This is a genomic window from Streptomyces actuosus (assembly GCF_016921115.1).
In the GTDB taxonomy this organism is placed as follows: Bacteria; Actinomycetota; Actinomycetes; order Streptomycetales; family Streptomycetaceae; genus Streptomyces; species Streptomyces actuosus_A.
The window spans coordinates 257,453-280,481 of sequence record NZ_JAFFZS010000005.1 but is presented as its reverse complement, the minus strand read 5'-3'; the positions used below and the strand labels follow the sequence as shown (position 1 = coordinate 280,481).

Genomic DNA, 23,029 nt, shown 5'->3' with positions numbered 1-23,029 from the left:
TTTCTAGGTTCCGCCCAACCCGAATCCAACAAACGGTGAACAGAGCACCGCCGAACAGCGAATCGGCCACCGAATCGGCCGAGAAAAAGCCTGATTCACGGCTTCGCCACGTGGCGTTCACCCTTCATCAAGCCGGCGGTCAAGACGCGGCCGGGGCCCGCCGTCTAACGTCGACGGCGTGGTCAAGCTCTCCGTCATCGTGCCGTTCCACAATGTGCGGCCCTACGCCCCGGACGCCATCAGATCCCTGCGCGCCAACGCCCGCGAGGACGTGGAGTTCGTCCTCGTCGACGACGCGTCGACCGACGGAACCGGGGACGTCCTCGACCGTGCCGAACGAGAACTCCCGGGCGCGGTTCTCATCCGGCGCACCGAGAACGGCGTTTCCGGTGCACGCAACACGGGAATCGACGCAGCACGCGGCGAATATCTGACATTCATGGACGGCGACGACTTCGCCGCCCCGGGCTATTTCGGCCGACTGCTCGACTGTATCGAGGCTCTGGGCTGCAATTTCGTCCGCACCGACCACGTGCGGTTCACCGGGGGCCGGCGCACCCTGCACCGGGTGCCGTTCGGGCCGCGGGACACCGTCGTCGACGCGCGCACGGTCATCCTCCCGGAGGACCGCTCCACCCCCGTCGACTACCCGTACTCGTGGGCCGGCGCCTATCACCGCCGACTGGTCGACGAGGGGTTGCTGCACTTCCCGGAGGACCTGCGCACGGCCGAGGACCGGCCGTGGATCTGGGCGCTGCACCGCAAGGGCGGTTCGTTCGCGGTGCCGAGCGAGTTCGGCATCTTCTACCGGCGCGGGGTCACCTCCTCGCTCACGCAGATCGGCGACACACGCCAGCTGGACTTCGTCCGCTCCTTCGACCGGGTGCTCACGGAGACCGCCGAGGACCCGGACGCGGACAGGTTCCTGCCGAAGGCCGTGCGCACCTACTGCGCCATCATCAGCCACCATCTGGCGACCATCGACAAGTTCGAACCGCAGGTGGCCCGCAGACTCCGTTCCCTGAGCGCCTCCGCCCTGCGCCGCATGCCGCAGGACCTGCTCAACGACACCCTGGACTCCATGGACATCGCCCGCGCCACCCAGCTGCGTCGGCTGCGCCGCCGGCCCTCGACGGCCTCGGAGGCCGTGGCATGACCGGCCGCCGCACCACGCAGATACTGTGCGCCTCCACCCTGTACGGTGCCGCCACGCTGGCCGCCGCGCTCGACTCCGACCGTTTCGCTCCGGCGGACCGGCGGCTGCTGCTGGTCTGCAACAACGGCACCGCCCCGGAGCTGAGTCCCGCCTTCGACGCCTCACCGGCCTTCGAGCACCTCAGGGACCGCTTCGACGGGGTGCTGTCGTGGAACGAGGCGATCGCCCCCTTCCACCCGAGCGGCTGGAGCCCGCGCCCCGACGACCAGATCCTGTGGGAGCGGTACCTGCGGATGCTGTGGGACCTGGGCGAGGACCGCGTCGAGCTGGCGGTGGAGTCCATCCAGGTCAACCCGGCGCTCGCGATCTGCCAGGTCTTCGGGGGTACGCCGGTCGACGTCTACGCGGACGGCCTGATGAGCTACGGCCCGACCCGCTTCAAGATCGACCCGCTGGTCGGCACCCGGGTGCGGCGCGTGCTCCACCTCGACCTGGTGCCGGGGCTGAAGCCGCTGCTGCTCACCGAGTTCGGCGTCGAGCCGGAGATCGTGCCGACGGACGCGTTCCTGAAGGTCCTGGACGAACTGGGCGACTCCGGTGCCGCGTTGCCCGCCGTCGAGGAACCGGCGCTGCTGCTCGGGCAGTACCTGTCCGCGCTGGACATCCTGACCGGCGACGAGGAGGAGGACCTCCATGTGCGGATGCTGCGCGGCGCCGTCCGGCTCGGCCACACCCGAGTGGTGTTCAAGCCGCACCCCTCGGCACCGGCCCGCTGGTCGCGGGCGCTGGAGCAGGAGGCGGAGCGGCTCGGCGCCGAGCTCACGGTGCTCGACACCCCCGTCCTGGCCGAGGTCGTGTACCAGCGGATGCGTCCCGCGCTGGTCGTCGGCTGCTTCTCCACCGCCCTGCTCACCGCCTCGGCGCTGTACGGCCTGCCGGTCGCCCGCACCGGCACCGGGCTGCTGCTGGAGCGGCTGACGCCGTACGAGAACAGCAACCGCGTGCCGGTGACCGTCGTCGACGCGCTGCTGCCCGACCTGGCGGACCACGCCGCGGTGCGCGAGCAGCGCCGGGGCCTCGACGCCGGCGGCCTCACCGAGCTGCTGCGGGCCGTCGGCTACGCCATGCAGTCGAAGATCTATCCCGAGCTGCGCCCGGCGGCCGAGCGGTATCTGACACGCGATCTGGACGACGTCACCTGGCGGTACTTCAAGCGACGGCGCCTCGCCTCGCTGGGTCTGCCCGGGGGCCTCCCCGCGCAACTGGCGTTCATCCCGCGCAACGCGACGGTGCGCCGGGTGGCGCGCCGTGCGCGGTCGCTGCGGCGGACGGGCGGACGCTGAGTCGACGCCCGGGTGAACTCCGCCGGGCGGCCGGGAGAAGAGTCCTCCGGTCGGCCCGGGCCGTCCGGCGATCGGACCAGCGTGCATCGAACCGCTGCTTCGAGCGCCGCCTGAACCATGTCGAGAGGAAGCTGTGACCGACACGTCCGCGGACACCCGGACCGCTCCCACAGCCACCGTGGCGCGTACCCCGACGCCGGCCGACGGCCCGGCCCGGCGAGGCCGGGCCGGAGCGCCCCGGCTGCGCGCGCTGGACGGGCTGCGGCTGGTGGCGGCGCTGATGGTGGCGGCCTACCACTACGGCGGCCGGGGCGGCGAGGTCACCCGGGCCTGGGGAACCTCCCCGCGCCTGCAGTTCCCCACGCTGCACAGCCTGTTCGCCTACGGCAGCCTGGGCGTGCAGATCTTCTTCGTGATCAGCGGGTTCGTGATCTGCATGAGCGGCTGGGGCCGCCCGCTGCGCTCGTTCTTCGCCTCCCGCGCCGCCCGCCTGCTCCCCGCCTACTGGGCGGCGATCGTACTGGTGACGGTGGTGATGGCGCTGCCGTTCCTGTCCTTCGCGACGGTGTCGCCGACCGAGACCCTGCTGAACTTCTCGATGCTCCAACTGCCGCTCGGAGCTCACCGGGTGCTCGGCGTGTGCTGGACGTTGTGGGCCGAGGTCCGCTTCTACGTCCTGTTCGCGCTGTGCATCGTGCTGCCCGGCGCCGACCGCCGCCGGGTGGTCATGTTCTGCGCCTGCTGGACGCTGGCGGTGGCCATGGCGGGCGGGCTGCACCAGCCGGTGCTCGACGAACTGGTCATGCCGGAGTACGCGCCGTTCTTCATCGGGGGGGTAGGGCTGTACCTGGTGCACCGGGACCGCACCGACCCGTACGCGTGGGGCATCGTGGCGGTCAACTGGCTCATCGGCCAGTACGTCGCGGTGCAGACCCACTGGCACCCCCCGCAGCCGGACCAGTTCTCGTACCGCAGCGCCTACGGGATCATCCTGGTCGTCACGCTCGGCTTCCTCGCCGTCGCCGCGATCGGGCTGGGCTGGCTGGACTGGGCGAACTGGCGCTGGCTGACCGTCGCGGGCGCCCTGACGTACCCGTTCTACCTCGTCCACGAACATCTCGGCTGGGTCGTCGTCCAGGGCCTGCACCGGGGACTGGGCCTGCCCTCCTACGCCACCTTCCTGCTGACGGTCGCCGCCATGCTGGTGCTGGCCCGGCTCCTGAACCGGTTCGTGGAGGAACGGTTCACCCCGAAGCTGCGGGCGGTGCTCGCCAAGCCGCGCCCCTGATGTCTCCGGGGCCCGCCGGGCCGGCCCCGGGGGACGTCAGGTGCGCCCGAGCCGTCGGTCACGACTTCGGGGGCGAGGGCGGAGAGCCGCCCGGCCGTCCGCGCGGGACGGGCCGGCGCCCGCGGGGCCGTGGGTCAGGCGGCGGCCAGGGACAGTTTCACCGCGAACCCGAGGAACAGGGCGCCCGCCGCCGACGTCGCCCCCGCCGCGAGGCGCCGGCGGCGCCGGAAGGCGGCGGCCAGCCGGGTGCCGCCGACTATCAGCGCGCTCAGGTAGAGGGCGCTGGCGAGCTGCGCGAAGGCGCCGAGGACGACGAAGGAGAGAGCCGGGTAGCCGTAGCCCGGGTCGACGAACTGCACGAAGAAGGCGACGAAGAACAGGATCGCCTTGGGGTTGAACAGGCTGATCACCAGGGCGCGGCGGAACGGCCGTTCGTCGGCGGCGGCCGGATCGGCGGGGACGGCGTCGGTTCCGGCCGCGGCGCTCTGCTCCCGGCGCGCCCGCCACATGCCCCACGCGGCCCGCAGCATCCCGACGGCGAGCCAGGTCAGGTAGCCGGCGCCCGCGTACTTCACGATCCCGAACAGCAGGGCGTTGCCCTGGAGCAGGGAGGCGACGCCCGCGGCGGAGAGGGTCATCAGCACGGTGTCCCCGCACCACACGCCCGCCGCGGCCGTGTACCCGGCGCGGACGCCCCGGCGGGCGGCGACGGAGAGGACGTACAGGGAGTTGGGGCCGGGCAGCAGGACGATCAGGATCAGGCCTGCGAGGTACGTGGGGAGGTCGATGACGCCGAGCATGGGAGGAGTGTCGCACGCGGGTACGACACTCCTCTTCCGGATTCCGCGGGGCGGGACGGGCCACCCCGGCATCGCCCCCCGGAAGGGCTGGGGCCGACTCAGAACGCGTCGGTGGGGACGTAGGTCCCCCAGACCTCCCGCAGCGCGTTGCAGACCTCGCCGACCGTGGCCCGGGCCTTGAGGGCGTCCTTCATCGGGTACAGGACGTTGTCGTCACCCTCGGCCGCCTTCCGCAGCGCGGACAGGGCCGCGTCGACCGCCTGCTGGTCGCGGTCGGCGCGCAGCGCGGCCAGGCGCTCGGCCTGCTGGGCCTCGATGGCGGGATCGACGCGCAGGGGCTCGTAGGGCTCCTCCTCGTCGAGCTGGAAGCGGTTGACGCCGACCACGACCCGCTCGCCGCCGTCGGTCTCCTGGGCGATGCGGTAGGCGTTGCGCTCGATCTCGTTCTTCTGGAAGCCGTGCTCGATCGCGGAGACGGCGCCGCCCAGGTCCTCGACCTTGCCCATGAGCTCCAGCGCGGCGGTCTCGACCTCGTCCGTCATCTGCTCGATGACGTAGGAGCCGGCGAAGGGGTCGACGGTCGCGGTCACGTCCGTCTCGTACGCCAGCACCTGCTGGGTGCGCAGCGCCAGGCGGGCGGACTTGTCCGTCGGCAGGGCGATCGCCTCGTCGAAGGAGTTGGTGTGCAGCGACTGGGTGCCGCCGAGCACCGCCGCCAGGCCCTGCACCGCGACGCGGACCAGGTTGACCTCCGGCTGCTGGGCCGTCAGCTGCACGCCCGCGGTCTGCGTGTGGAAGCGCAGCATCATGGACTTGGGGTTCTTCGCCCCGAACTCGTCCTTCATGACCCGCGCCCAGATCCGGCGCGCGGCGCGGAACTTGGCGACCTCCTCCAGGATCGTGGTGCGGGCCACGAAGAAGAAGGACAGACGGGGGGCGAAGTCGTCGACGTCCATGCCGGCCGCGACGGCGGTGCGCACGTACTCGATGCCGTCGGCGAGGGTGAAGGCGATCTCCTGCGCGGGTGACGCCCCGGCCTCGGCCATGTGGTAGCCGGAGATCGAGATGGTGTTCCACTTGGGGATCTCGGCCCTGCAGTACTTGAAGATGTCCGCGATCAGGCGCAGCGAGGGCTTGGGCGGGAAGATGTAGGTGCCGCGGGCGATGTACTCCTTGAGCACGTCGTTCTGGATCGTGCCGGTGAGCTGGTCCGCGGACACGCCCTGCTCCTCGCCGACGAGTTGGTAGAGCAGGAGCAGCAGCGCGGCGGGCGCGTTGATCGTCATCGACGTGGACACCTTGTCCAGCGGGATCCCCTCGAACAGCACCCGCATGTCGTCGAGCGAGTCGATCGCCACACCCACCTTGCCGACCTCGCCGTGCGCGATCGGGGCGTCGGAGTCGTGACCCATCTGGGTGGGCAGGTCGAAGGCGACCGACAGGCCCATGGTGCCGTTCGCGATCAGCTGCTTGTAGCGGGCGTTGGACTCCACCGCCGTGCCGAATCCGGCGTACTGGCGCATCGTCCACGGCCGGCCCGTGTACATCGTCGGGTACACACCACGGGTGAACGGGTACGCACCCGGGGACCCCAGCTTCTGCTCCGGGTCCCAGCCCTGCAGGGCGTCGGGTCCGTAGACCGGCTCGATGGGCAGTCCGGACTCCGACTCGCGTGTCATGATCGCTCCCCGCTCCTTTGCTACTTGTCAGTACGGCCCGACCCTCGCCACGGACTGTAGCCGCGCTCGTGCGCCCGGGTGGAGTGCCCCACGCTGGGACCTTCCTCACAACGATGCCGTGCCGTTCGCAACGCGTCATCCGTGGGGTACATCTCGGGTGACGGCCGGGCCGGACGTGCGCCGACGGAGCCACCGGTGGCCGGGAGAGTGCGGGGAACGGGCATGGGGAGAGCAGGCGCCGCGCTCGCGGCCGTGGCGGCACTCACGGTGGTGTGCGGCTGCACCGTGCAGAGGGCGGACCAAGACGGCGGGACGGACGGCGGCCACCGGTCACCGGTGCACATCGACATCTCCGGCCGTCCGCCCGCGCCGCCTTCGCCCGGCCCCGGCCGGGGCTCGGGCGACGGCAAGCCCGGCGACGGCGGGACCGGCACCACCGCGGCGCCGCCCGCCGTCCTGTGGGCGCCCGGCGACAGCGGCTTGGACGTGCGCGAACTACAGGCGCGGCTGCGGCAGGTGGCCTGGCTCCTCGACGGACCCACGGGAACGTACGACGACCTGACCGAGCAGGCCGTGCGGGGCTTCCAGGGCAAGCGCGGGCTGCCCCGGACCGGCACGGTGGACACCGTCACCTGGCAGCGGCTGCTGCGCATGACGCACGAGCCGGGCCGCTGGGAGCTGTACCTGATGGGCGGTCAGCCGGCCGCGGCACCCGACCCGCGCTGCCTGACCGGGCGGGTGCTGTGCATCAGCAAGACGAGCCGGACGCTGCGCTGGATGATCGACGGGCGGACCGTCATGACGCTTCCGGTGCGCTTCGGCGCCCAGTACACGCCCACCCGCGAGGGGGTGTTCCGCGTCTACTGGAAGTCCCGGCACCACGTCTCGACACTGTACGACTCACCGATGCCGTACGCGCTGTTCTTCAGCGGCGGCCAGGCCGTGCACTACTCGTACGACTTCGCGGCGCGCGGATACGCGGGCGGCTCGCACGGGTGCGTCAACGTGCGGGACGAGGCGGCGATCGCGCGGCTGTTCGGCGACGTGCGCACCGGCGACAAGGTCGTCGTGTACTGGTGAGGCGCCGTCGGGTCGGGAGGGCGAGGAGAAGTTGAGGGCGCGGGCGGGACCGGGGGAACGTGTCCCGCCCGCGCCATGTGCACGTGCCGTAGGTACGGGGGGAACCCCGGCTCCGTGCTACGGCCGATGACCAGTCGGCTCACTCATTACTGCGCTCGTGGCCCAGAAAACGTCACACCCCTCGCGGAAAAATTTCGACGAGTTGCGTTTTCGCTGGTCAGACGCCTTATTCGGAGTATCCGCCACTGTGGCCGCCGCCGGCGTGCCCGCTGCCCCGGCCGCCGTCGGCGCCGCTCGACGTGCCACCGCCGGACCCGTGGCCCCCGCCGGAGTCGCGGCCGCTGCCGCCTCCCGAAGCGCCCGAGATGCCGCCGTGGCCGTGGCCGTGCCGGCGGCGGTCTGAGCCGTCGCGGTCGTCGTCGTCGCTCTTGCCGGCGCCGCCGGTGCCGTGGCCCCTGCCGCCGCTGCGGGTGCCCGACCCGGTGCTCCCGGTGCCGTCCGGCCGGCGGTCGGTGCCGAGCGCCTTGCCCGCCTTGTTCAGGACGTCCTTGCAGTACGTCCACACACGGCGGGCGTCCCCGGCCGCCGACTCCAGGAAGCGGCGGCGCGCGTCGTCCAGGTCCCGGCCCGAGCTCAGGTCCTGGCACGCCGCGGTGGCGCCGGGCGGGGCGGCACCGGTGCCGCCCGGAACCGCGGAGCCGCTCGGCGCGGGCGTGGCACCGCCGGCCGCGCCGCGGGCGGTGTCCGGGCCCGCGGACCCGGTCGCCCCGCCGTCGGGCGTGGTGGTGGCGCCCCGCGACGGCGCGGAAGAACCGCGCCCGGGGGTGTCGGCGGCCGACACGGAGACGGCGGGGCCGGGTCCGGCGGGGCCGCCGAAGGGCGACGGCAGGACTCCGGTTCCGGCCGCGACCGCCACTCCGCCGACCGTGCAGACGGCCAGCGCGGCGGCCAGACCCAGGCGCACGTGGCGGCCCCGACGGACCCGCCCGGAGGGATGTCCGGTGCCGCCGAGACGGATGAGGCCGGCGTCGGCGCGGGAGGCGCCCGAGCGGTGGCCGCCGGTGCGCGGGGCACCGGCGTGCTGCTCGGCGGACCCGGCGCGAGCGGCCCGGAAGGCGGCCAGCGCGGCGGCCTCGCCGGGAAGTTCGGTGCTGGTCGGGGCGGGTGTGGCGGACAGGGCACCCAGAGCCTCGGCGAGGCGTTCGGCCTCGTCCCGGGCATCGGCGTCGACTGCGTCGAGCGGCTCTCCGCGCAGCAAGCGCTCTGCTGTGTCGCGGTCCAGCCACCTGTACTGCTCGTCGGCCATCACATGTCCTTCTGCGTCCGCGCGCGGCGATGCGTCACACCGGCGGACGTCACCGCACGGGTGCGCGGTTCTCGCGGGGTGGGCAGTGCCTCGAGCACGCCGGCCGATTCCGGATCACCGTCCGAGCCGGTGCCCAGGAGTTCGGCGAGTCGTTTCAGCCCGCGGTGGGCGGCCGTACGGACGGCCCCCGGCCGCTTGCCGAGCGTCTCGGCCGCGGTCTTGGCATCGAGGCCCACGACCACGCGCAGCACGACGGCCTCGGCCTGATCCTGCGGCAGCCGGGCGATGAGGGAGAGGGTGCGGCCCGTGGCCAGCGCCTCGATGGCCTCGCCCGCGGTGTCGGACTCGGCGGGCCGGCCGGTCAGTTCCGTCTCGTCGCCCCCGACGGCGGGGCGGCGGCCGCGCATCCGGACGTGGTCCAGGGCGCGGTTGCGGGCGATGCGCGCGGCCCAGCCGCGGAAGCGGTCCGCGTCCCCGCTGAACCGTGCCAGGTCGCGCGCGATCTGGAGCCAGGCCTCGGAAGCCACGTCCTCGGCGTCGGATTCACCGACGAGTGTCCGTACGTATCCGAGCAGCCGTGGGTGCACCGCGCGATACACAGTCCGGAACGCGGTCTCGTCCCCGTCCTGTGCCGCAAGCACCGCGGCGGTCAGCTCCGCGTCGTCCCCCAGCACCTGGTTCCTCGATCGATGGTCGCGGTTTCAAGACCGCTGGCGTCTGCGCTGATCCGGGCCCCCCGCGGTCCGGCGCGAAAGGCACGTTACGACGCGAAACCCCCGCTCGTCCACGTCCGTACAAGATGCAACTATCTCGTGATGAGGAGCCGTGCGCGCGGGGTGTGACAGAAAACGCACTCTCGGCGCTGTAGAGAGTACGGGTCGCCGCGCGGCCCGTGCCGCGCGACGGCCGGGGCCTCTCCTGTGGGGGGTGGCGGCCCCGGCCGTTGCCTTGGCAGTGCGTACCGGCCACCGGCTCGACAGACCGGAGGGCGTCCCCGGCGGAGGCCGGCAGGCCCGCCCGGCCGCCTGGATCCGCCCGCGGAACACGGCGCCGGGTCTTCTTCCCGGGCCGTTCCAGGGGGTGCGCCGGGCGCTCCCGGGCAAGCCCTTTCGGCCCTCTCGGCGCGCGTGTTCGCGGGCCGGTCGCTCCTTGCCCGGACATCCCGCGTGGGGGACCGCGCCGCTCCGGCGGCGGCCTGCGCCCGGCGAGGCCGTGGCACACCGGCACGGCCGCCCACGGCTGATCCATCGCCGGTTCGGTGCCGGTCCGGTGCCGATTCACCGCCGGCTCACCGTCGAGAACGACGGATTCGCTGCCGAGAACGGCTGATCACGGCTGCCGGTGCGGCCGGCTGATCACGGCCGTCCGTACGGCCGACCGCGTCCGGCGAAGCCCCCGGGGCCGATCACGGCCGGCTCCCGGTGCCGCCCCGCGTCGCAGTGGGGGCCGGCGTCCCGTCGTTGCCCGTGCCGTTCCCGGCCGCGTCGCCGGCTCCGTCGTCCGCACCGGTGCCGCCTGAGCTGTCGGCCGGCGTGCGGTCCGGCCTCGCCGTGGCCCGGTCGGCGCCCGCGGACGGCAGGGAGGTGCCCGGGCCGGCGGACGGTACGGCCGTGGCCGTCACGCTCGCACAGTAGGCCTCCACCTCGTCCTCGCCGCCCGCGGCGGCCACCAGGCGCTGCCACGCCGGCGCGTCCAGCACCCGGCCCTGGGCCTTGACCTGCTCGTAGGCGCTGCAGTGGGCCTCGGCGTCCTGGGCGGATTCCGGGTGGGAGGGTCCACCGGAGGCGCTGGAGGCGCTGGAGGCGGCAGACGCGGCCGAGGACTCGGTGGCCGAGGGCGCGGAGGTGGACGGCTGCTGGGCGTGGTCGGGGGCACTGGTGCCGGGACGCGACCCGCCCGTGCCATCGTCGCCGTCCGGGGAGGCGCCGGGACCCATCGCCGCGTAGGCGACCCCGCCCAGGGTGAGCCCCGCCGCCAGCACCGAGAGCGTGGCCCGCATCGACAGCCGCGCGCGCCGCTCCCGGGGACGCCAGTCGTCACGTCGCCTGGTGCGGGCGCGGTGGGCGCCGGTGTCCCGGGCGGTGCGGAAGGCCGCCACGGCCCGCTGCTCGGCCTCGGCGTCGATGACGTCCTGCCGCACGGCTGCCGCGATCAGCGCCTCCAGCCCGGCGTCGCCGTCCGTGTACGGGTGCCCGGAGACGGCGTCAGGGTGCGCATGCCGGCGGCCGGAGGTGCCGCCGCCGCTCAGCCGTTCACCCATGTCGGTTTCCGTCCCTGTCCGTGTGCGGTGTCAATGATCCAAGTGATCTGCGCGATCCGTGTCGTCCATGTGTCACGGACGACCGAGCGGAGCCGAACGTTCCATTCGGGCTCGTGCCCTGCGGGCCGTACCGGGCGTACGATCCGCTCGACCGGTTCGGTCGGTTCGATCCGTACGTGCCGCGGGCGTCGCAGTCGTCTCCGACGCCGCTCACTTCGACTCCCCCAGCGTCCGCGACCCGTCATCCGTCACACCCTCGCCCGCCGCGCCCGCGACGCCGAGCTCGCGGGCGAGCCGCTTGAGCCCTCGGTAGGCCGCGGTGCGCACCGCGCCGGGGCGCTTGCCGAGGACGCGCGCGGAGGCCGGGCCGTCCAGACCGACGACCACACGCAGCAGCACCGCCTCGGCCTGGTCGCGCGGCAGCCCGCGCACCATGTCCAGGGCCCGTTCCGTGGAGATCGACTCCAGTGCCTGCTCGTGGGTGCTGTGCGTGCCGGGCAGTTCCAGGACGTCCGCCTCCAGCACCGCCGGGCGGGGCCGCACGCGTTGGCGGCGCAGATGGTCCAGGGCCCGATGCCGGGCGATCGTCGCCGTCCAGCCGCGGAAACCCGCCCCGTCGCCCTTGAAGCGCCCCAGGTCGCGGGCGATCTCCAGCCAGGCGTCGGAGGCCACGTCCTCGGCGTCCTCTCCGACCAGGCCCCGCAGATATCCGAGCAGACCGGGCTGCACGATCCGGTACGCGGCCGCGAACGCGGCCTCGTCCCCCTCCTGGGCCCGTTCGACCGCCGCGCCGAGTTCCCCGTCGTACGCCTGCGCGCGCCGGGGCTTGCCTCCCTGGCCCAAAGACTGTCCTCGTTCGTACCGGGTTGTGGCCGCCGCCGTACGGCCGCCGTACGGCGCATCCTGCGCCGCCGCCGTCCGCGTCGCTCCGTCCGCGGCCACGCCTACACGCTCAACAGCGTCCGCTCTCACAGAAGTGTCACAGGGCGTCAGGTCTCCTCCTCGGGCCTTCCCCCGCGACGATCAGCATCTCCGCCGCACGGCGGGCGGCGCGTCCGCACCCCTCACCGACTGCGCGCCAGGGCCGTCCCTTCTCGCTCGGCATCGGGGCGGGCCTTCACTGCCCCTGCATCTCCCAGCGCGCGGGACACCCGGAGCATCACGGGTCACAGGTGTGTCTCACGCCATACAGGCCCCACACAGGCCCCTCGGTCATGGATGCGGCGTGCGGCGCCTGGAGGGCCGGGGGAGGGGCTGCACGGGGTCGCGTGGAGCCGCGCGACGGGGCCTCGCTGCCGCCGAGTGACGTTTCCGGGTGTCCGTCCGCTGTGGAAGTGCTGTCCGAGTCTCCCACCGTGCCGCCTCCACCTCCTCTGACGGGCGGCGCGGTGGGAACCCCCTCTTCCGCCGTCCGGCCCCGCCCTCCCGCGGGGAGCGCGGCGGGAGACCCCGCACCTCCCGCCGCGCCCTTCGTCTCCCCCCGGAACGGCGCGGCGGGAAACGGTCCTCGCACCGTGCCGCGCCCCCTTTTCCGCGGCACACGAGCGAGGGACAGAGGCCGGCCTCCCGCTGCGGGCGCACACCGACATCCTCCCGGGCCCCGCGGCGGGAGCGCCGCCGCTCGCTGCTCCGCCGCCGCACGGTCCCGGCACCGCCCACGCGACCCCGCGCCGCCCGCGGCCACCGGGGCGGACGGCGCGGGGCGGCGCCCCGCGTCGGCGACGCCTCGTCGGGTGCCGGCGCGGCGTCGTCCCGGTCCCGGAGCGCTCCCGCCGTCACCCGGCCGGGGACTCCACCGGCTCCGGTGCCGCCGGGGCCGGCTGCGGGGTCGGTGCGCGCGGTGCGTCCACGACCACGCCGGCGATCAGCGCGGCCAGCAGCAGCGCCCCCATGGCCCACCAGGTGGCGACGTTGAACCCGTGCACGGCGGCCTCGGCCCGGAGGGCCTGCCGGTCGACGCCCGGGCCTGCGTGGGCGACGAGGTAGCTGCTGGTCACGCTCGCGGCGACGGTGTTGAGCAGGGCCGTGCCGATGGACCCGCCGACCTGCTGGGCCGTGTTGAACGTCGCCGACGCGGCCCCCGCGTCCTGCGGCGCGACGCTGCCCGTGGCGAGGGACACCGACGTCATCATGGCCGTGCCCATGCCGAGCCCCAGCATGATCATGCCGGGCAGCACATGGGAGGCGTAGGCCGGTTCCACCCCCACCTGGGCGATCAGCGCCAGCGCGCCCGCGGCCAGCAGCAGCCCCGGCACCAGCAGCACGCGCGGCGGCACCCTGTTCAGCAGCCGGGCCGCGACCTGCGTGGACCCGACGATCATCCCGGCGGTGAGCGGCAGGTAGGCCAGTCCCGTCTTGACCGGCGAGTACCCGAGCACGCCCTGCATGTAGTAGGTCAGGAACAGGAACACGCCGAACATGCCGACGGTGACGAGCAGTGTCGTCAGGAACGCCCCGATGCGCTGCCGGTCCTTCACCACGGTCATCGGCAGCAGCGGTACCCGCGCCCGGGTCTGCCACAGCCCGAACGCGGCGAGCAGGACGACCCCGCCGATCAGCAGCGCCAGCACCAGGCCGTCGCCCCAGCCGCGGGGCTCCGCCTCGGAGAAGCCGTAGACCAGCGACAGCATGCCGGCCGATCCGAGCAGTGCGCCCGGCACGTCCAGGTGGGCGTTCGGGTGCCGTTCGCCGGGTGTGAGCAGCACCACGGCGCCCACGAAGGCGATCAGTGCGATGGGCACGTTGACGTACAGGCACCAGCGCCAGTTCAGGTACTCGGTGAGGAATCCGCCCGCGAGCAGTCCGATCGCCGCCCCCGCGCCGACGATCGCGCCGAACACGCCGAACGCCCGTCCGCGGTCCTTGGGATCGGTGAAGGTCGTGGCGAGCAGCGACAGCGCCGAGGGCGCGAGCAGCGCGGCGAAGACGCCTTGGAGGGCGCGGGCGCCGAAGAGCATGCCCTGGCCGGAGGCGGCGCCGCCGATCGCGGACGCGGCGGCGAACCCGAGCAGCCCGATCAGGAACGTGGTCTTCCTGCCGACGAGGTCGGAGACACGTCCGCCGAGGAGCAGCAGGCCGCCGAAGGCGAGCGTGTAGGCGGTGATCACCCACTGGCGGTTGGCGTCCGACATGTTCAGATCGGCCTGGGCGGAGGGGAGCGCGATGTTGACGATGGTCATGTCGAGAACGACCATCAGCTGGGCGAGCGCGATGACGACCAGTGCCCACCAGCGTCGGTTGTCGGCCATGAGGCCTCCCGGATCGGACTGTCGGTCCCGAGGTCGGCCTCCATGGTCCCTCGGGATCCGGCCACAGGGAACGCCACCGTCTCTTGTCCGCGGGATCATTACGCCGATTTTGCCCCGCCGCGCAGCCGCACCCGGCGCTTCCCCCGCCGCACCCGGGCCACCGCCTGCCGGCCGCACCCCGACCACCACGCGCCCGGCCGTGTCCCGGCCGCCGCGGTCCCGCCCGCCCCCGGACCGGAGCGCCCCGAAGAGCGGCCCCGCCCCCACCCGGGCCGCGTCCGCCGGGGGTGCGAGGCCGCGGCCGGGGCGCGAGCCGCCCAGGGCCCCGCCGCGGAGCCGCAGGCGCCCTGGCGAGGCCGTCCCGAGCGACGGGGAGCCGTCAGGAGGCCGTCGCCGGAGGCGTCGGGAGGCCGTCCCGGGGTCTCAGCGGGCCCCCGCCGTCGCGTCGCGGCACAGCAGCCGGAGGGAGCCCTGCCCGGCGAAGCAGCGGCGGGCCTCCTCGACGGGGTCCCAGAGCCTGCCGTCCGGGGTGCGGATCCAGTGGTCGCCCCCGGCCGACCACCACTCGGCGCCGGACTGCCGGGCGACGACCTCCCCGGCGTAGGCCCCGAAGCCGCGCAGCACGCTCTCCACGGCGGCGTACGGCGCGCCCTCGCGCCGTATCTCGTCGATCATCCGGTCCACCCGCCACAGGCTCTGCGCCGAGTAGTCGAGGTGCAGCCGCGCGCCCTCGCGCATGGCCGCCACCGCGTCCGCCGCCCAGCGCGCGGGCTTCGCCGCGGCCGCGGGCCTGGTCTCCTGCAATGTCCCCTGCCGTGTCGTCACATGTCGAAGAGCGGTCGGCCACGGGCATTCGTCACCGCCGCCCGCGGAGGTCCGCCCGGCGGCGGCACCGCCCCCGCTTCCGACCGGCCGGGCGCCGCCCCCACGGCCACCTGCGGGGACCGTTCCGGGGTGACGGATCCCGGCGCCCGCACGCTCTGTCGAGTGATGAGCGAGTACTTCCACCTCCGTGCGGTACCGCCGTCGGCGCTGCGCAACAGCACCACCTGGATGCAGCGGCTGTTCGAGGACGACTGGGAGACGGTTCGCGAACGGATCGGCCGGCACCGCGAGGAGATGCTGGACGGCCGCTACCTCGACCATGCGCTGCTCTATGCCGGACCCGGTCGAGGCCGGGGCGACTCCCCCGGAGCGCAGGTCGTCCTCGGCGGGCGGCCCCTGCCCCACCCGATCCAGGGCAGACCGCCCTTCCGGGTGCTGACGGCGGCGCAGGCCCACCGGGTCGCCGCGTTCCTCTCGGCCGCGGACTTCGACGCGCTGTGGAACCCGGCGCGCACGGCGCTGCTCCCCCGTTACGGCGGCAGCGACGCCGAGCCGTGGACCCGCGGCGCCTTCGCCGCGGCACACCGGGACCTGCGGGCGTTCTACGAGCAGACGTCGCTGTACGGCGACGCGGTGGTGAAGTGGGTGCTTCCGTAGGGTCCCGGCGGTCCTCAGCCGAGCCCGCGGGCCCTGCGGGACACCACGGCCCGCAGGACGCGGCGCCCCTCGGTGGAGACCTCCAGGGCCCGGCGCAGCCCGGTCGGCCCGTGCCCGGCCAGCACCTCCAGGACGGTGACCTGGCGGCGCAGCTCGGCCGCGACGAGGGGCGACATGCCGTCCGTGCGGCCCTCCCGGCGGGCATCGACGCTGCCCGCGTCCTCGGCGGGGTCGAGCAGCCGGTGGATCTGGAGGGAGGCCACCGAGCAGGCGTCGGCCCACAGCCGCATCCCCTCGGCGGACGGCGCGTCGGGCGCGGCGGAGAGCATCCGCCGGGCCAGCTGGACAGGCTCGTCCGTGCCGGGCTCCTCCGATCCGGCGAGCTTTCCGCGCACCTGTTCCAGGGCAGTGCCCCAGACGTCGTCGCCGACGCCCTCCGCGAGGCTGCCCCACAGGGGCCGCAGTGTCTCGTCGTCGCCACCCAGCAGCGGCACGCACCGATCCAAACAAGCCAATCCGCTCGCGGCCAGCCCGCGGTCGTCGGCCTGAGAGATGAGGTCCACCAGGCTCATCCACGCCTCCCTAGACGGGGCGCCGTCCCTATACGGAGCCCGCACTTCCCCTTACTGCGTGCAACGCTCCCGTAGTGTCACACGGCCGCCACGCCGAGTCGGCCGTTCCAGCGGAAGAAGGTGTTTTCGGCCAATCGTCCGGGCCGGGCGGGCACGGCGACGGAGGGCACTCCGTCCCGCGCGCGAGGCGCGCCGGATCAGCGCGTATCGCGCAGGATCGACTCGGCACGGCAGGGAGGCGCAGCCGTCAGGGTCACCGGTGGCGGGGCGCCCGACCGGACGGGCCGGGCGCGATCGGCGACGCGCTCAGCCCAGCCGGTCGGCGAGCGCCCGGAACTCCGCCCAGCTCAGCGAGGGTTTGTCCGGGTTCCACAGCTTCTGCGCGGTGGCCCGTAGCGGCATCCGGACACCGGCCGCGACCTGGGCCTGGGTCTGGCTGCCGGCCAGGTCGCACCAGACCGCGAAGGTCCCGCCGAGGATCTGGCCGTCGTAGGCGGCCGGCACGGCCGTCGTGCCCCGCAGCACCCGGGGCGTCCACTGCTCGTAGATCCGCTGCCCCGTCGGATAGACGAAGGTCTGCGGCTCCCCGAGCACGTAGTACAGGAACTCGTCGTTGTAGTTGATCAGCTTCCGCCCGGCCCTCAGGTACTCCACCGGTTGCCGGGCCCCGATCTCCTTGCCGGTCCAGTAGGCGACCTGGATGTCCTCGGCCGGCTGCACGGAGGTGTCCCGGAAGAAGCCGTCGTTCCACGCCCGCGGGGTGCGGCCGTGGGCGCGGACGGTGTCGGCGCGGTCGTCGAGCCACCCGGTGGCCAGGTCGGCCACCGTCGCACCGGAGCCGTAGGCCTTGCGGGCGGCCGCGGCGAGCTGCGGATAGGAGGCCGCGGGGTCGGACACGGTCAGCGCCCGGTACTCGTCGCCGCCCAGGTGCCAGTCCGCGCCGGGGAAGAGGCCGGCGTACTCGTTCAGCAGGTCGTCGACGATCGAGGCCGACTTCTCCTTGGATATGTCGATGGCGCCGCGCGCGGCCAGGCCCCGCACGTTGCGCAGCTGGAGTTCGGGGTGGGCGGCGAGGACGGCGCCGAGGTGCCCCGGGGAGTCGATCTCCGGCACGACGGCGATGTGGCGGGCCGCCGCGAGGTCGACGATCTTCTTGACCTGCGCCTTGGTCAGATGGTCCTTGGACACGACCTCGGGGTGGGTGTCGGAGGCGATCCGGAAGCCCTGGTCGTCGGAGAAGTGCAGCCCCAGCTGGTTGAACTTCAGGTCGCCCAGCTCGCGCACCCGGTCCTCGATCCAGTCGGCGCTGAAGGGCTTGCGGGCGATGTCGAGCATGAACCCGCGCACCGGCTTCGCGGGCTCGTCCCGCACCACGCCCTCCGGGGCGCTGCCGCCGCCGTGCACCTCCTGCTTGAGGGTGCGCGTCCCGTAGAAGACGCCGGCCTCGCCCGGCCCGCTGACGACGACCCGCCCGTCGCGCACGGTCATGGTGTACGACTCCGGGTTCGCGCCCTTGTCGCCGCCGAGCTCCAGCCGTACGTCCCCGGCGCGCGCGTCGTCCGACTCGCCCGCGTAGACCAGCCCCAGCTCGCCGGCGACGAGCCGCCCCTCGTCGGCGAGCTCCGGGGCGCCGACGACCACCCGCTCCCCGCTCGCGGGCCGCCATCCGGGCCCGCGGGCCGGGGTGTGGGACCGGACGGCCGGGATCGTGCGGGGCGTCTTCGACAGCGGGTAGGTCCGCGTCGGGCTGGGAGTCGGGGAAGTCGTCGTACCGGTGGCGCCCGACGACGCGGCCGACCCGGTGTCGGACGGCTGCCGCGTGGCGGTCGCCGAGGAGGTGCCGCCGCCGTCGGCGGCCCACACGCCGACACCGACCCCGAGCGCGATCGTCCCGGCGGTCACCGCCGCGACGACCAGCCGCCTCTGCTTCACCTTGTTCGCCGGGGCCCGGCGCCTGTGCTGGCTCACGGCGTCAACCTACGTCCCGGGCGTTCGAGGGGTCGTCCACCACATGTTCCGAAACTCTCCTGTTCGAGTGAAATTCGGGCGGCCGTCGGAGACGGCATGAGCACGGTCTTATAACGTGAGACCTCGCGTCTCACACCATCCCCTGCCACACCACACGTGACACGAGGACCCACGCTGCCAGCGCACCGTCTTCCCCATCCTCCGGGCCGTCTGGCCCTGCCGGGACTCCCCGAGCAGCCGCGCGTCATCCCCCCACCATCGCGGACCCCCCTCGACGTGTTCAACACGGAGCCCGCCGAGCAGGCCCGGCGCACCCTGCTGGCCTGCCTGCACAGCGACCGGTGGGCCCACCGGCTCGCCGCCCACCGCCCCTATCCCGACGTGGGCACCCTCGTCGCGGCCTCGGACGAGGCGGCGTACGACCTGACCCCCGGCGACCTGGCCGAGGCGCTGGCGGGCGAGTCGATGCCCACCCTGCCCGCGGACACCTACGGGGCGGCCCACACGGCTCTGAGCGCGGCGCACGCCGCCTACGAGGCCCGATTCGGACATGCGTTCGTCGTCTGCCTGGGCGGAGTGAGCCGCCAGGAGGCCCTCGACCACGTCCTGGAGGGCATCCGGTCACGGCTGGCCAACGACGTGGAGGAGGAACGGGTGGTCGCGGCGGAGGAGCTGCGCCGCCTGGCGGGACAACGCCTGGTGAGGCGCCTCGGCGGCACCGGGCGGTAGCCGGATCCGACCGCCGGCCGGACACCCCCGGGACGAGCGGGCCGGCGTCACGCCCCTCCCCGTCCGGCGGCCCCCGCGCACCCGTCCGGCGGCCCCCGCGCACCCGGACGGCGGCACCTTCGCCCCCGGACGGCGGCACCGGCCGCATCCGAACGGCGGCGAACCGTCGTATAACCGGACACCCCCTTCCAGAAGCAGCCGCCGGATAGCCCGTCCGGTGCCAGTTTGATCACACAGGTAGGCCCGCTGTAAGCACCGCAGGCACACGTCGCTACGATGCTGGGGGCCGGTGGACCGTACCCGGCCGGGCCCGACCGACACCGACGCCGGCGCGGCCCCCACCCCGCTCCCGGAGGAAACTTCCGTGCCGGCTGGAACGCTGTACCGCGGCCGGGAAGGAATGTGGTCCTGGGTGGCTCACCGAGTCACCGGCGTCCTCATTTTCTTCTTCCTGTTCGTTCACGTGCTGGACACCGCTCTCGTGCGTGTCTCCCCCGAGGACTACGACAAGGTCGTAGCCACCTACAAGACGCCGATCGTCGCCGTACTCGAGTACGGCCTCGTCGCCGCCATCCTCTTCCACGCGCTCAACGGCCTGCGTGTCATCGCCGTCGACTTCTGGTCGAAGGGCCCCCGCTACCAGAAGCAGATGCTCTGGTCCGTCGTGGGCCTGTGGGTCGTGCTGATGCTCGGGGCGATCTACCCCGTCCTCGGCCACGCCGCTCGTGAACTGTTCGGGAGCTGACGCCAATGTCCACGACTGAAACCAGCGCTTCGGGGATCGGCCCGGTCGAGGGCGGGTCCGTCTACACCGTCGACAACCCGGCGCCCCTCATCGAGGCCCCGCGCAAGCGCACCAAGAAGACCCCGAAGTCCACCCGGGGCAACTTCGAGCTGGCGGCCTGGCTCTTCATGCGCCTGTCGGGTGTGGTGCTGGTCGTCCTCGTCATCGGGCACCTGCTGATCCAGCTGGTCCTCGACGGCGGCGTCAGCAAGATCGGCTTCGCCTTCGTGGCCGGCCGCTGGGCCTCGCCGTTCTGGCAGGTCTGGGACCTGCTGATGCTGTGGCTGGCGATGCTGCACGGCACCAACGGCCTGCGCACCGTCATCAACGACTACGCGGAGCGGGCGAACACCCGCCTGTGGCTGAAGGCCCTGCTCTACACCGCCGCGGTCTTCACCATCCTGCTGGGCACGCTGGTGATCTTCACCTTCGACCCGAACATCCGCTAGGCACGGGGCTGAGGTAAACCACTCATGAAGATCCACAAGTACGACACCGTCATCGTCGGCGCCGGCGGCGCCGGTATGCGGGCCGCCATCGAGGCGACCAAGCGCAGCCGCACCGCGGTGCTCACGAAGCTCTACCCCACCCGGTCCCACACGGGCGCCGCGCAGGGCGGCATGGCCGCCGCGCTGGCCAACGTGGAGGAGGACAACTGGGAGTGGCACACCTTCGACACGATCAAGGGCGGTGACTACCTGGTCGACCAGGACGCCGCCGAGATCCTGGCGAAGGAGGCCATCGACTCCGTCCTCGACCTGGAGAAGATGGGCCTGCCGTTCAACCGGACGCCCGACGGGACGATCGACCAGCGCCGCTTCGGCGGGCACTCCCGCAACCACGGCGAGGCCCCCGTCCGCCGCTCCTGCTACGCGGCCGACCGCACCGGCCACATGATCCTCCAGACGCTGTACCAGAACTGCGTCAAGGAGGGCGTGGAGTTCTTCAACGAGTTCTACGTCCTCGACCAGCTGATCACCGAGGTCGACGGCGTCAGGAAGTCCGCCGGCGTGGTGGCGTACGAGCTGGCGACCGGCGAGATCCACGTCTTCCAGGCGAAGTCCGTGATCTACGCCTCCGGCGGCTGCGGCAAGTTCTTCAAGGTGACGTCCAACGCGCACACCCTCACCGGCGACGGCCAGGCCGCGGTGTACCGGCGGGGCCTCCCGCTGGAGGACATGGAGTTCTTCCAGTTCCACCCGACCGGCATCTGGCGCATGGGCATCCTGCTGACGGAGGGCGCCCGCGGTGAGGGCGGCATCCTCCGCAACAAGGACGGCGAGCGCTTCATGGAGAAGTACGCGCCGGTCATGAAGGACCTCGCCTCCCGCGACGTCGTCTCCCGCTCCATCTACACGGAGATCCGCGAGGGCCGCGGCTGCGGTCCCGAGGGCGACCACGTCTACCTCGACCTGACCCACCTGCCGCCGGAGCAGCTGGACGCCAAGCTGCCCGACATCACCGAGTTCGCGCGCACGTACCTCGGCATCGAGCCCTACACGGACCCGATCCCGATCCAGCCGACCGCGCACTACGCCATGGGCGGCATCCCGACCAACGTCGAGGGTGAGGTCCTGGCGGACAACACCACCGTCGTCCCGGGCCTGTACGCGGCCGGCGAGGTCGCCTGCGTGTCCGTGCACGGCGCCAACCGCCTCGGCACCAACTCGCTGCTGGACATCAACGTGTTCGGCCGCCGGGCCGGCATCTCGGCGGCGGAGTACGCGCAGAAGGCGGACTTCGTCGAGCTGCCGGAGAACCCGGCCGAGCAGGTCGTCGCGCAGATCGAGCAGCTGCGCGACTCCACGGGCACCGAGCGGGTGGCGCAGCTGCGCCGCGAGCTCCAGGAGACCATGGACGCCAACGTCATGGTGTTCCGCACCGAGCAGACGATCAAGACGGCCGTCGACAAGATCGCCGAGCTGCGCGCGCGCTTCAAGAACGTGGCGATCCAGGACAAGGGCAAGCGGTTCAACACGGACCTGCTGGAGGCCATCGAGCTCGGCAACCTGCTCGACCTGGCCGAGGTCATGGCGGTGTCGGCACTGGCCCGCAAGGAGTCCCGCGGCGGTCACTACCGCGAGGACCACCCCAACCGCGACGACGTCAACTTCATGCGCCACACCATGGCGTACCGCGAGGTCGGCGCCGACGGGTCCGATTCCGTCCGTCTCGACTACAAGCCGGTCGTCCAGACCCGCTACCAGCCGATGGAGCGTAAGTACTGATGGCTACCCCTGTTCTGGACAAGGTCGAGGCGGAGTCCGCGGCCTCCCCGTACATCACGGTCACCTTCCGGATCCGCCGGTTCAACCCGGAGGTCTCGGCCGAGGCGGCCTGGGAAGACTTCCAGCTGGAGATCGACCCGAAGGAGCGCGTCCTCGACGGCCTCCACAAGATCAAGTGGGACCTGGACGGCACGCTGACCTTCCGCCGGTCCTGCGCGCACGGCATCTGCGGATCCGACGCGATGCGGATCAACGGCAAGAACCGCCTCGCGTGCAAGACGCTGATCAAGGACATCAACCCCGAGAAGCCGATCACGGTCGAGCCCATCAAGGGCCTGACGGTCCTGAAGGACCTGGTCGTCGACATGGAGCCGTTCTTCCAGGCGTACCGCGACGTGATGCCCTTCCTGATCGCGAAGGACACCAACGAGCCGACGCGCGAGCGTCTGCAGACGGCGGAGGACCGGGAGCGCTTCGACGACACCACGAAGTGCATCCTGTGCGCCGCCTGCACGTCCTCGTGCCCGGTCTTCTGGAACGACGGCCAGTACTTCGGCCCGGCCGCCATCGTCAACGCGCACCGCTTCATCTTCGACTCGCGTGACGATGCCGCCGAGCAGCGCCTGGAGATCCTCAACGACCGCGACGGCGTCTGGCGCTGCCGCACGACCTTCAACTGCACGGACGCCTGTCCGCGCGGTATCGAGGTCACGAAGGCGATCGCCGAGGTCAAGCGCGCGCTGATCACGCGCCGCTACTGACCGTCCGCGGCATGCGAGAGGGCCCCGGCCCGGTGGACGACCCCTTGGACCCGAGGGACGACACCGGACCGGGGCCCTCCTGCGTGCCTCAGCCGTGGAAGCTGCGGTCGTGCGGGGCCGGTCCGGGCGCCGGCCCGGGTGAACGGCCGATGCGCGACCGACGCCTCACACGGAAGGTCGGTCGCGATCCTTCGGACGTTCCTCGATCGCGCCCGGAAGCCCGCCCGTGGGTCCCGAGGACAGGGCTCCGCGATGAGCCGTCGGGCACGGGCCCGTCGCCACGGCGGACGAGGCGAGCCCGGCGGCGGTCGGCTTCGCCGTCCGGCCTCGACATCCCGGACGCCC

At 73.0% G+C, this 23,029-nt stretch carries 20 protein-coding genes; 10 read left to right on the top strand and 10 right to left on the bottom strand.

Annotated features, from left to right (window positions below):
• Window positions 1–178: 178 nt before the first annotated feature.
• The 3 genes from JS756_RS09720 to JS756_RS09710 all read left to right on the top strand — a co-directional run bounded on the left by JS756_RS09720 (window position 179) and on the right by JS756_RS09710 (window position 3,787).
• Complete coding sequence (locus tag JS756_RS09720; RefSeq protein WP_205382605.1) at window positions 179–1,156, top strand: glycosyltransferase family 2 protein; 978 nt, start codon at window positions 179–181, stop codon at window positions 1,154–1,156.
• Entirely contained in the window at window positions 1,153–2,499 is a 1,347-nt protein-coding gene (locus JS756_RS09715; RefSeq protein WP_205382604.1) for a polysialyltransferase family glycosyltransferase, read from the top strand. The genes JS756_RS09720 and JS756_RS09715 overlap by 4 nt, the downstream gene beginning before the upstream one ends.
• A gap of 133 nt (window positions 2,500–2,632) precedes the next feature.
• A complete protein-coding gene (locus JS756_RS09710; protein ID WP_205382603.1) occupies window positions 2,633–3,787 on the top strand; it encodes an acyltransferase family protein in 1,155 nt (384 codons plus the stop codon).
• A 134-nt stretch (window positions 3,788–3,921) separates the two neighbouring features.
• Here the strand turns inward: JS756_RS09710 and leuE are convergent, their stop codons facing one another.
• Both leuE and JS756_RS09700 read right to left on the bottom strand, forming a co-directional pair.
• On the bottom strand, window positions 3,922–4,587 hold the full coding sequence (gene leuE, locus JS756_RS09705) for a leucine efflux protein LeuE (protein ID WP_205382602.1): 666 nt from the start codon (window positions 4,585–4,587) through the stop codon (window positions 3,922–3,924).
• 98 nt (window positions 4,588–4,685) lie between these two features.
• Complete coding sequence (locus tag JS756_RS09700; protein ID WP_205382601.1) at window positions 4,686–6,266, bottom strand: acyl-CoA mutase large subunit family protein; 1,581 nt, start codon at window positions 6,264–6,266, stop codon at window positions 4,686–4,688.
• Window positions 6,267–6,488: 222 nt separating this feature from the next.
• Between JS756_RS09700 and JS756_RS09695 the strand changes: the two genes are divergently transcribed.
• Window positions 6,489–7,346, top strand: a complete 858-nt coding sequence (locus tag JS756_RS09695) for a L,D-transpeptidase family protein (RefSeq protein ID WP_205382600.1) — start codon at window positions 6,489–6,491, stop codon at window positions 7,344–7,346.
• 226 nt (window positions 7,347–7,572) lie between these two features.
• Here the strand turns inward: JS756_RS09695 and JS756_RS09690 are convergent, their stop codons facing one another.
• The 6 genes from JS756_RS09690 to JS756_RS09665 all read right to left on the bottom strand — a co-directional run bounded on the left by JS756_RS09690 (window position 7,573) and on the right by JS756_RS09665 (window position 14,964).
• Window positions 7,573–8,652, bottom strand: coding sequence for a hypothetical protein (locus JS756_RS09690; protein WP_205382599.1), 1,080 nt, complete (start codon window positions 8,650–8,652; stop codon window positions 7,573–7,575).
• Window positions 8,652–9,326, bottom strand: a complete 675-nt coding sequence (locus JS756_RS09685) for an RNA polymerase sigma factor (protein WP_205382598.1) — start codon at window positions 9,324–9,326, stop codon at window positions 8,652–8,654. The genes JS756_RS09690 and JS756_RS09685 overlap by 1 nt, the downstream gene beginning before the upstream one ends.
• Before the next feature lie 731 nt (window positions 9,327–10,057).
• On the bottom strand, window positions 10,058–10,912 hold the full coding sequence (locus tag JS756_RS09680) for a hypothetical protein (protein WP_205382597.1): 855 nt from the start codon (window positions 10,910–10,912) through the stop codon (window positions 10,058–10,060).
• 210 nt (window positions 10,913–11,122) lie between these two features.
• Window positions 11,123–11,755 (bottom strand): RNA polymerase sigma factor, encoded by a 633-nt coding sequence (locus JS756_RS09675; protein WP_205382596.1) that lies wholly within the window; start codon window positions 11,753–11,755, stop codon window positions 11,123–11,125.
• Window positions 11,756–12,687: 932 nt separating this feature from the next.
• Window positions 12,688–14,160: an MFS transporter gene (locus JS756_RS09670; protein ID WP_205382595.1), complete on the bottom strand. Its 1,473-nt coding sequence runs from the start codon at window positions 14,158–14,160 to the stop codon at window positions 12,688–12,690.
• A 423-nt stretch (window positions 14,161–14,583) separates the two neighbouring features.
• Window positions 14,584–14,964, bottom strand: a complete 381-nt coding sequence (locus JS756_RS09665; RefSeq protein ID WP_240203498.1) for a hypothetical protein — start codon at window positions 14,962–14,964, stop codon at window positions 14,584–14,586.
• Window positions 14,965–15,150: 186 nt separating this feature from the next.
• Here JS756_RS09665 and JS756_RS09660 point away from each other — a divergent pair, with 186 nt between their 5' ends.
• A complete protein-coding gene (locus JS756_RS09660; protein WP_205382593.1) occupies window positions 15,151–15,642 on the top strand; it encodes a DUF1877 family protein in 492 nt (163 codons plus the stop codon).
• 14 nt (window positions 15,643–15,656) lie between these two features.
• Here the strand turns inward: JS756_RS09660 and JS756_RS09655 are convergent, their stop codons facing one another.
• Together JS756_RS09655 and JS756_RS09650 are read right to left on the bottom strand one after the other, a co-directional pair.
• Complete coding sequence (locus JS756_RS09655) at window positions 15,657–16,214, bottom strand: hypothetical protein (protein ID WP_205382592.1); 558 nt, start codon at window positions 16,212–16,214, stop codon at window positions 15,657–15,659.
• A 306-nt stretch (window positions 16,215–16,520) separates the two neighbouring features.
• Entirely contained in the window at window positions 16,521–18,182 is a 1,662-nt protein-coding gene (locus JS756_RS09650) for a beta-N-acetylhexosaminidase (RefSeq protein WP_205382591.1), read from the bottom strand.
• Window positions 18,183–18,338: 156 nt separating this feature from the next.
• Between JS756_RS09650 and JS756_RS09645 the strand changes: the two genes are divergently transcribed.
• From JS756_RS09645 to JS756_RS09625, 5 genes are all read left to right on the top strand, one after another.
• Window positions 18,339–18,911 carry a 2-oxo-4-hydroxy-4-carboxy-5-ureidoimidazoline decarboxylase gene (locus JS756_RS09645; protein ID WP_205382590.1) on the top strand — a complete coding sequence of 191 codons (573 nt, stop codon included), beginning with the start codon at window positions 18,339–18,341 and terminating at the stop codon, window positions 18,909–18,911.
• Between the two features lie 364 nt (window positions 18,912–19,275).
• Window positions 19,276–19,656 carry a succinate dehydrogenase, cytochrome b556 subunit gene (gene sdhC / locus JS756_RS09640; RefSeq protein ID WP_037884595.1) on the top strand — a complete coding sequence of 127 codons (381 nt, stop codon included), beginning with the start codon at window positions 19,276–19,278 and terminating at the stop codon, window positions 19,654–19,656.
• Between the two features lie 5 nt (window positions 19,657–19,661).
• Window positions 19,662–20,144 carry a succinate dehydrogenase hydrophobic membrane anchor subunit gene (locus JS756_RS09635; RefSeq protein WP_205382589.1) on the top strand — a complete coding sequence of 161 codons (483 nt, stop codon included), beginning with the start codon at window positions 19,662–19,664 and terminating at the stop codon, window positions 20,142–20,144.
• 24 nt (window positions 20,145–20,168) lie between these two features.
• Entirely contained in the window at window positions 20,169–21,923 is a 1,755-nt protein-coding gene (gene sdhA, locus JS756_RS09630) for a succinate dehydrogenase flavoprotein subunit (protein WP_205382588.1), read from the top strand.
• A complete protein-coding gene (locus tag JS756_RS09625) occupies window positions 21,923–22,684 on the top strand; it encodes a succinate dehydrogenase iron-sulfur subunit (protein ID WP_205382587.1) in 762 nt (253 codons plus the stop codon). Before sdhA ends, JS756_RS09625 begins: the two co-directional genes overlap by 1 nt.
• The last annotated feature ends 345 nt before the right edge of the window (window positions 22,685–23,029 follow it).

Coding starts and splice junctions, on each gene's coding strand:
- sdhA (WP_205382588.1), top strand. CDS start 20,169: ATGAAGATCCACAAGTACGACACCGTCATCGTCGGCGCCGGCGGCGCC.
- JS756_RS09670 (WP_205382595.1), bottom strand. CDS start 14,160: ATGGCCGACAACCGACGCTGGTGGGCACTGGTCGTCATCGCGCTCGCC.
- JS756_RS09695 (WP_205382600.1), top strand. CDS start 6,489: ATGGGGAGAGCAGGCGCCGCGCTCGCGGCCGTGGCGGCACTCACGGTG.
- JS756_RS09655 (WP_205382592.1), bottom strand. CDS start 16,214: ATGAGCCTGGTGGACCTCATCTCTCAGGCCGACGACCGCGGGCTGGCC.
- JS756_RS09715 (WP_205382604.1), top strand. CDS start 1,153: ATGACCGGCCGCCGCACCACGCAGATACTGTGCGCCTCCACCCTGTAC.
- JS756_RS09625 (WP_205382587.1), top strand. CDS start 21,923: ATGGCTACCCCTGTTCTGGACAAGGTCGAGGCGGAGTCCGCGGCCTCC.
- leuE (WP_205382602.1), bottom strand. CDS start 4,587: ATGCTCGGCGTCATCGACCTCCCCACGTACCTCGCAGGCCTGATCCTG.
- JS756_RS09660 (WP_205382593.1), top strand. CDS start 15,151: ATGAGCGAGTACTTCCACCTCCGTGCGGTACCGCCGTCGGCGCTGCGC.
- JS756_RS09635 (WP_205382589.1), top strand. CDS start 19,662: ATGTCCACGACTGAAACCAGCGCTTCGGGGATCGGCCCGGTCGAGGGC.
- JS756_RS09690 (WP_205382599.1), bottom strand. CDS start 8,652: ATGGCCGACGAGCAGTACAGGTGGCTGGACCGCGACACAGCAGAGCGC.
- JS756_RS09680 (WP_205382597.1), bottom strand. CDS start 10,912: ATGGGTGAACGGCTGAGCGGCGGCGGCACCTCCGGCCGCCGGCATGCG.
- JS756_RS09700 (WP_205382601.1), bottom strand. CDS start 6,266: ATGACACGCGAGTCGGAGTCCGGACTGCCCATCGAGCCGGTCTACGGA.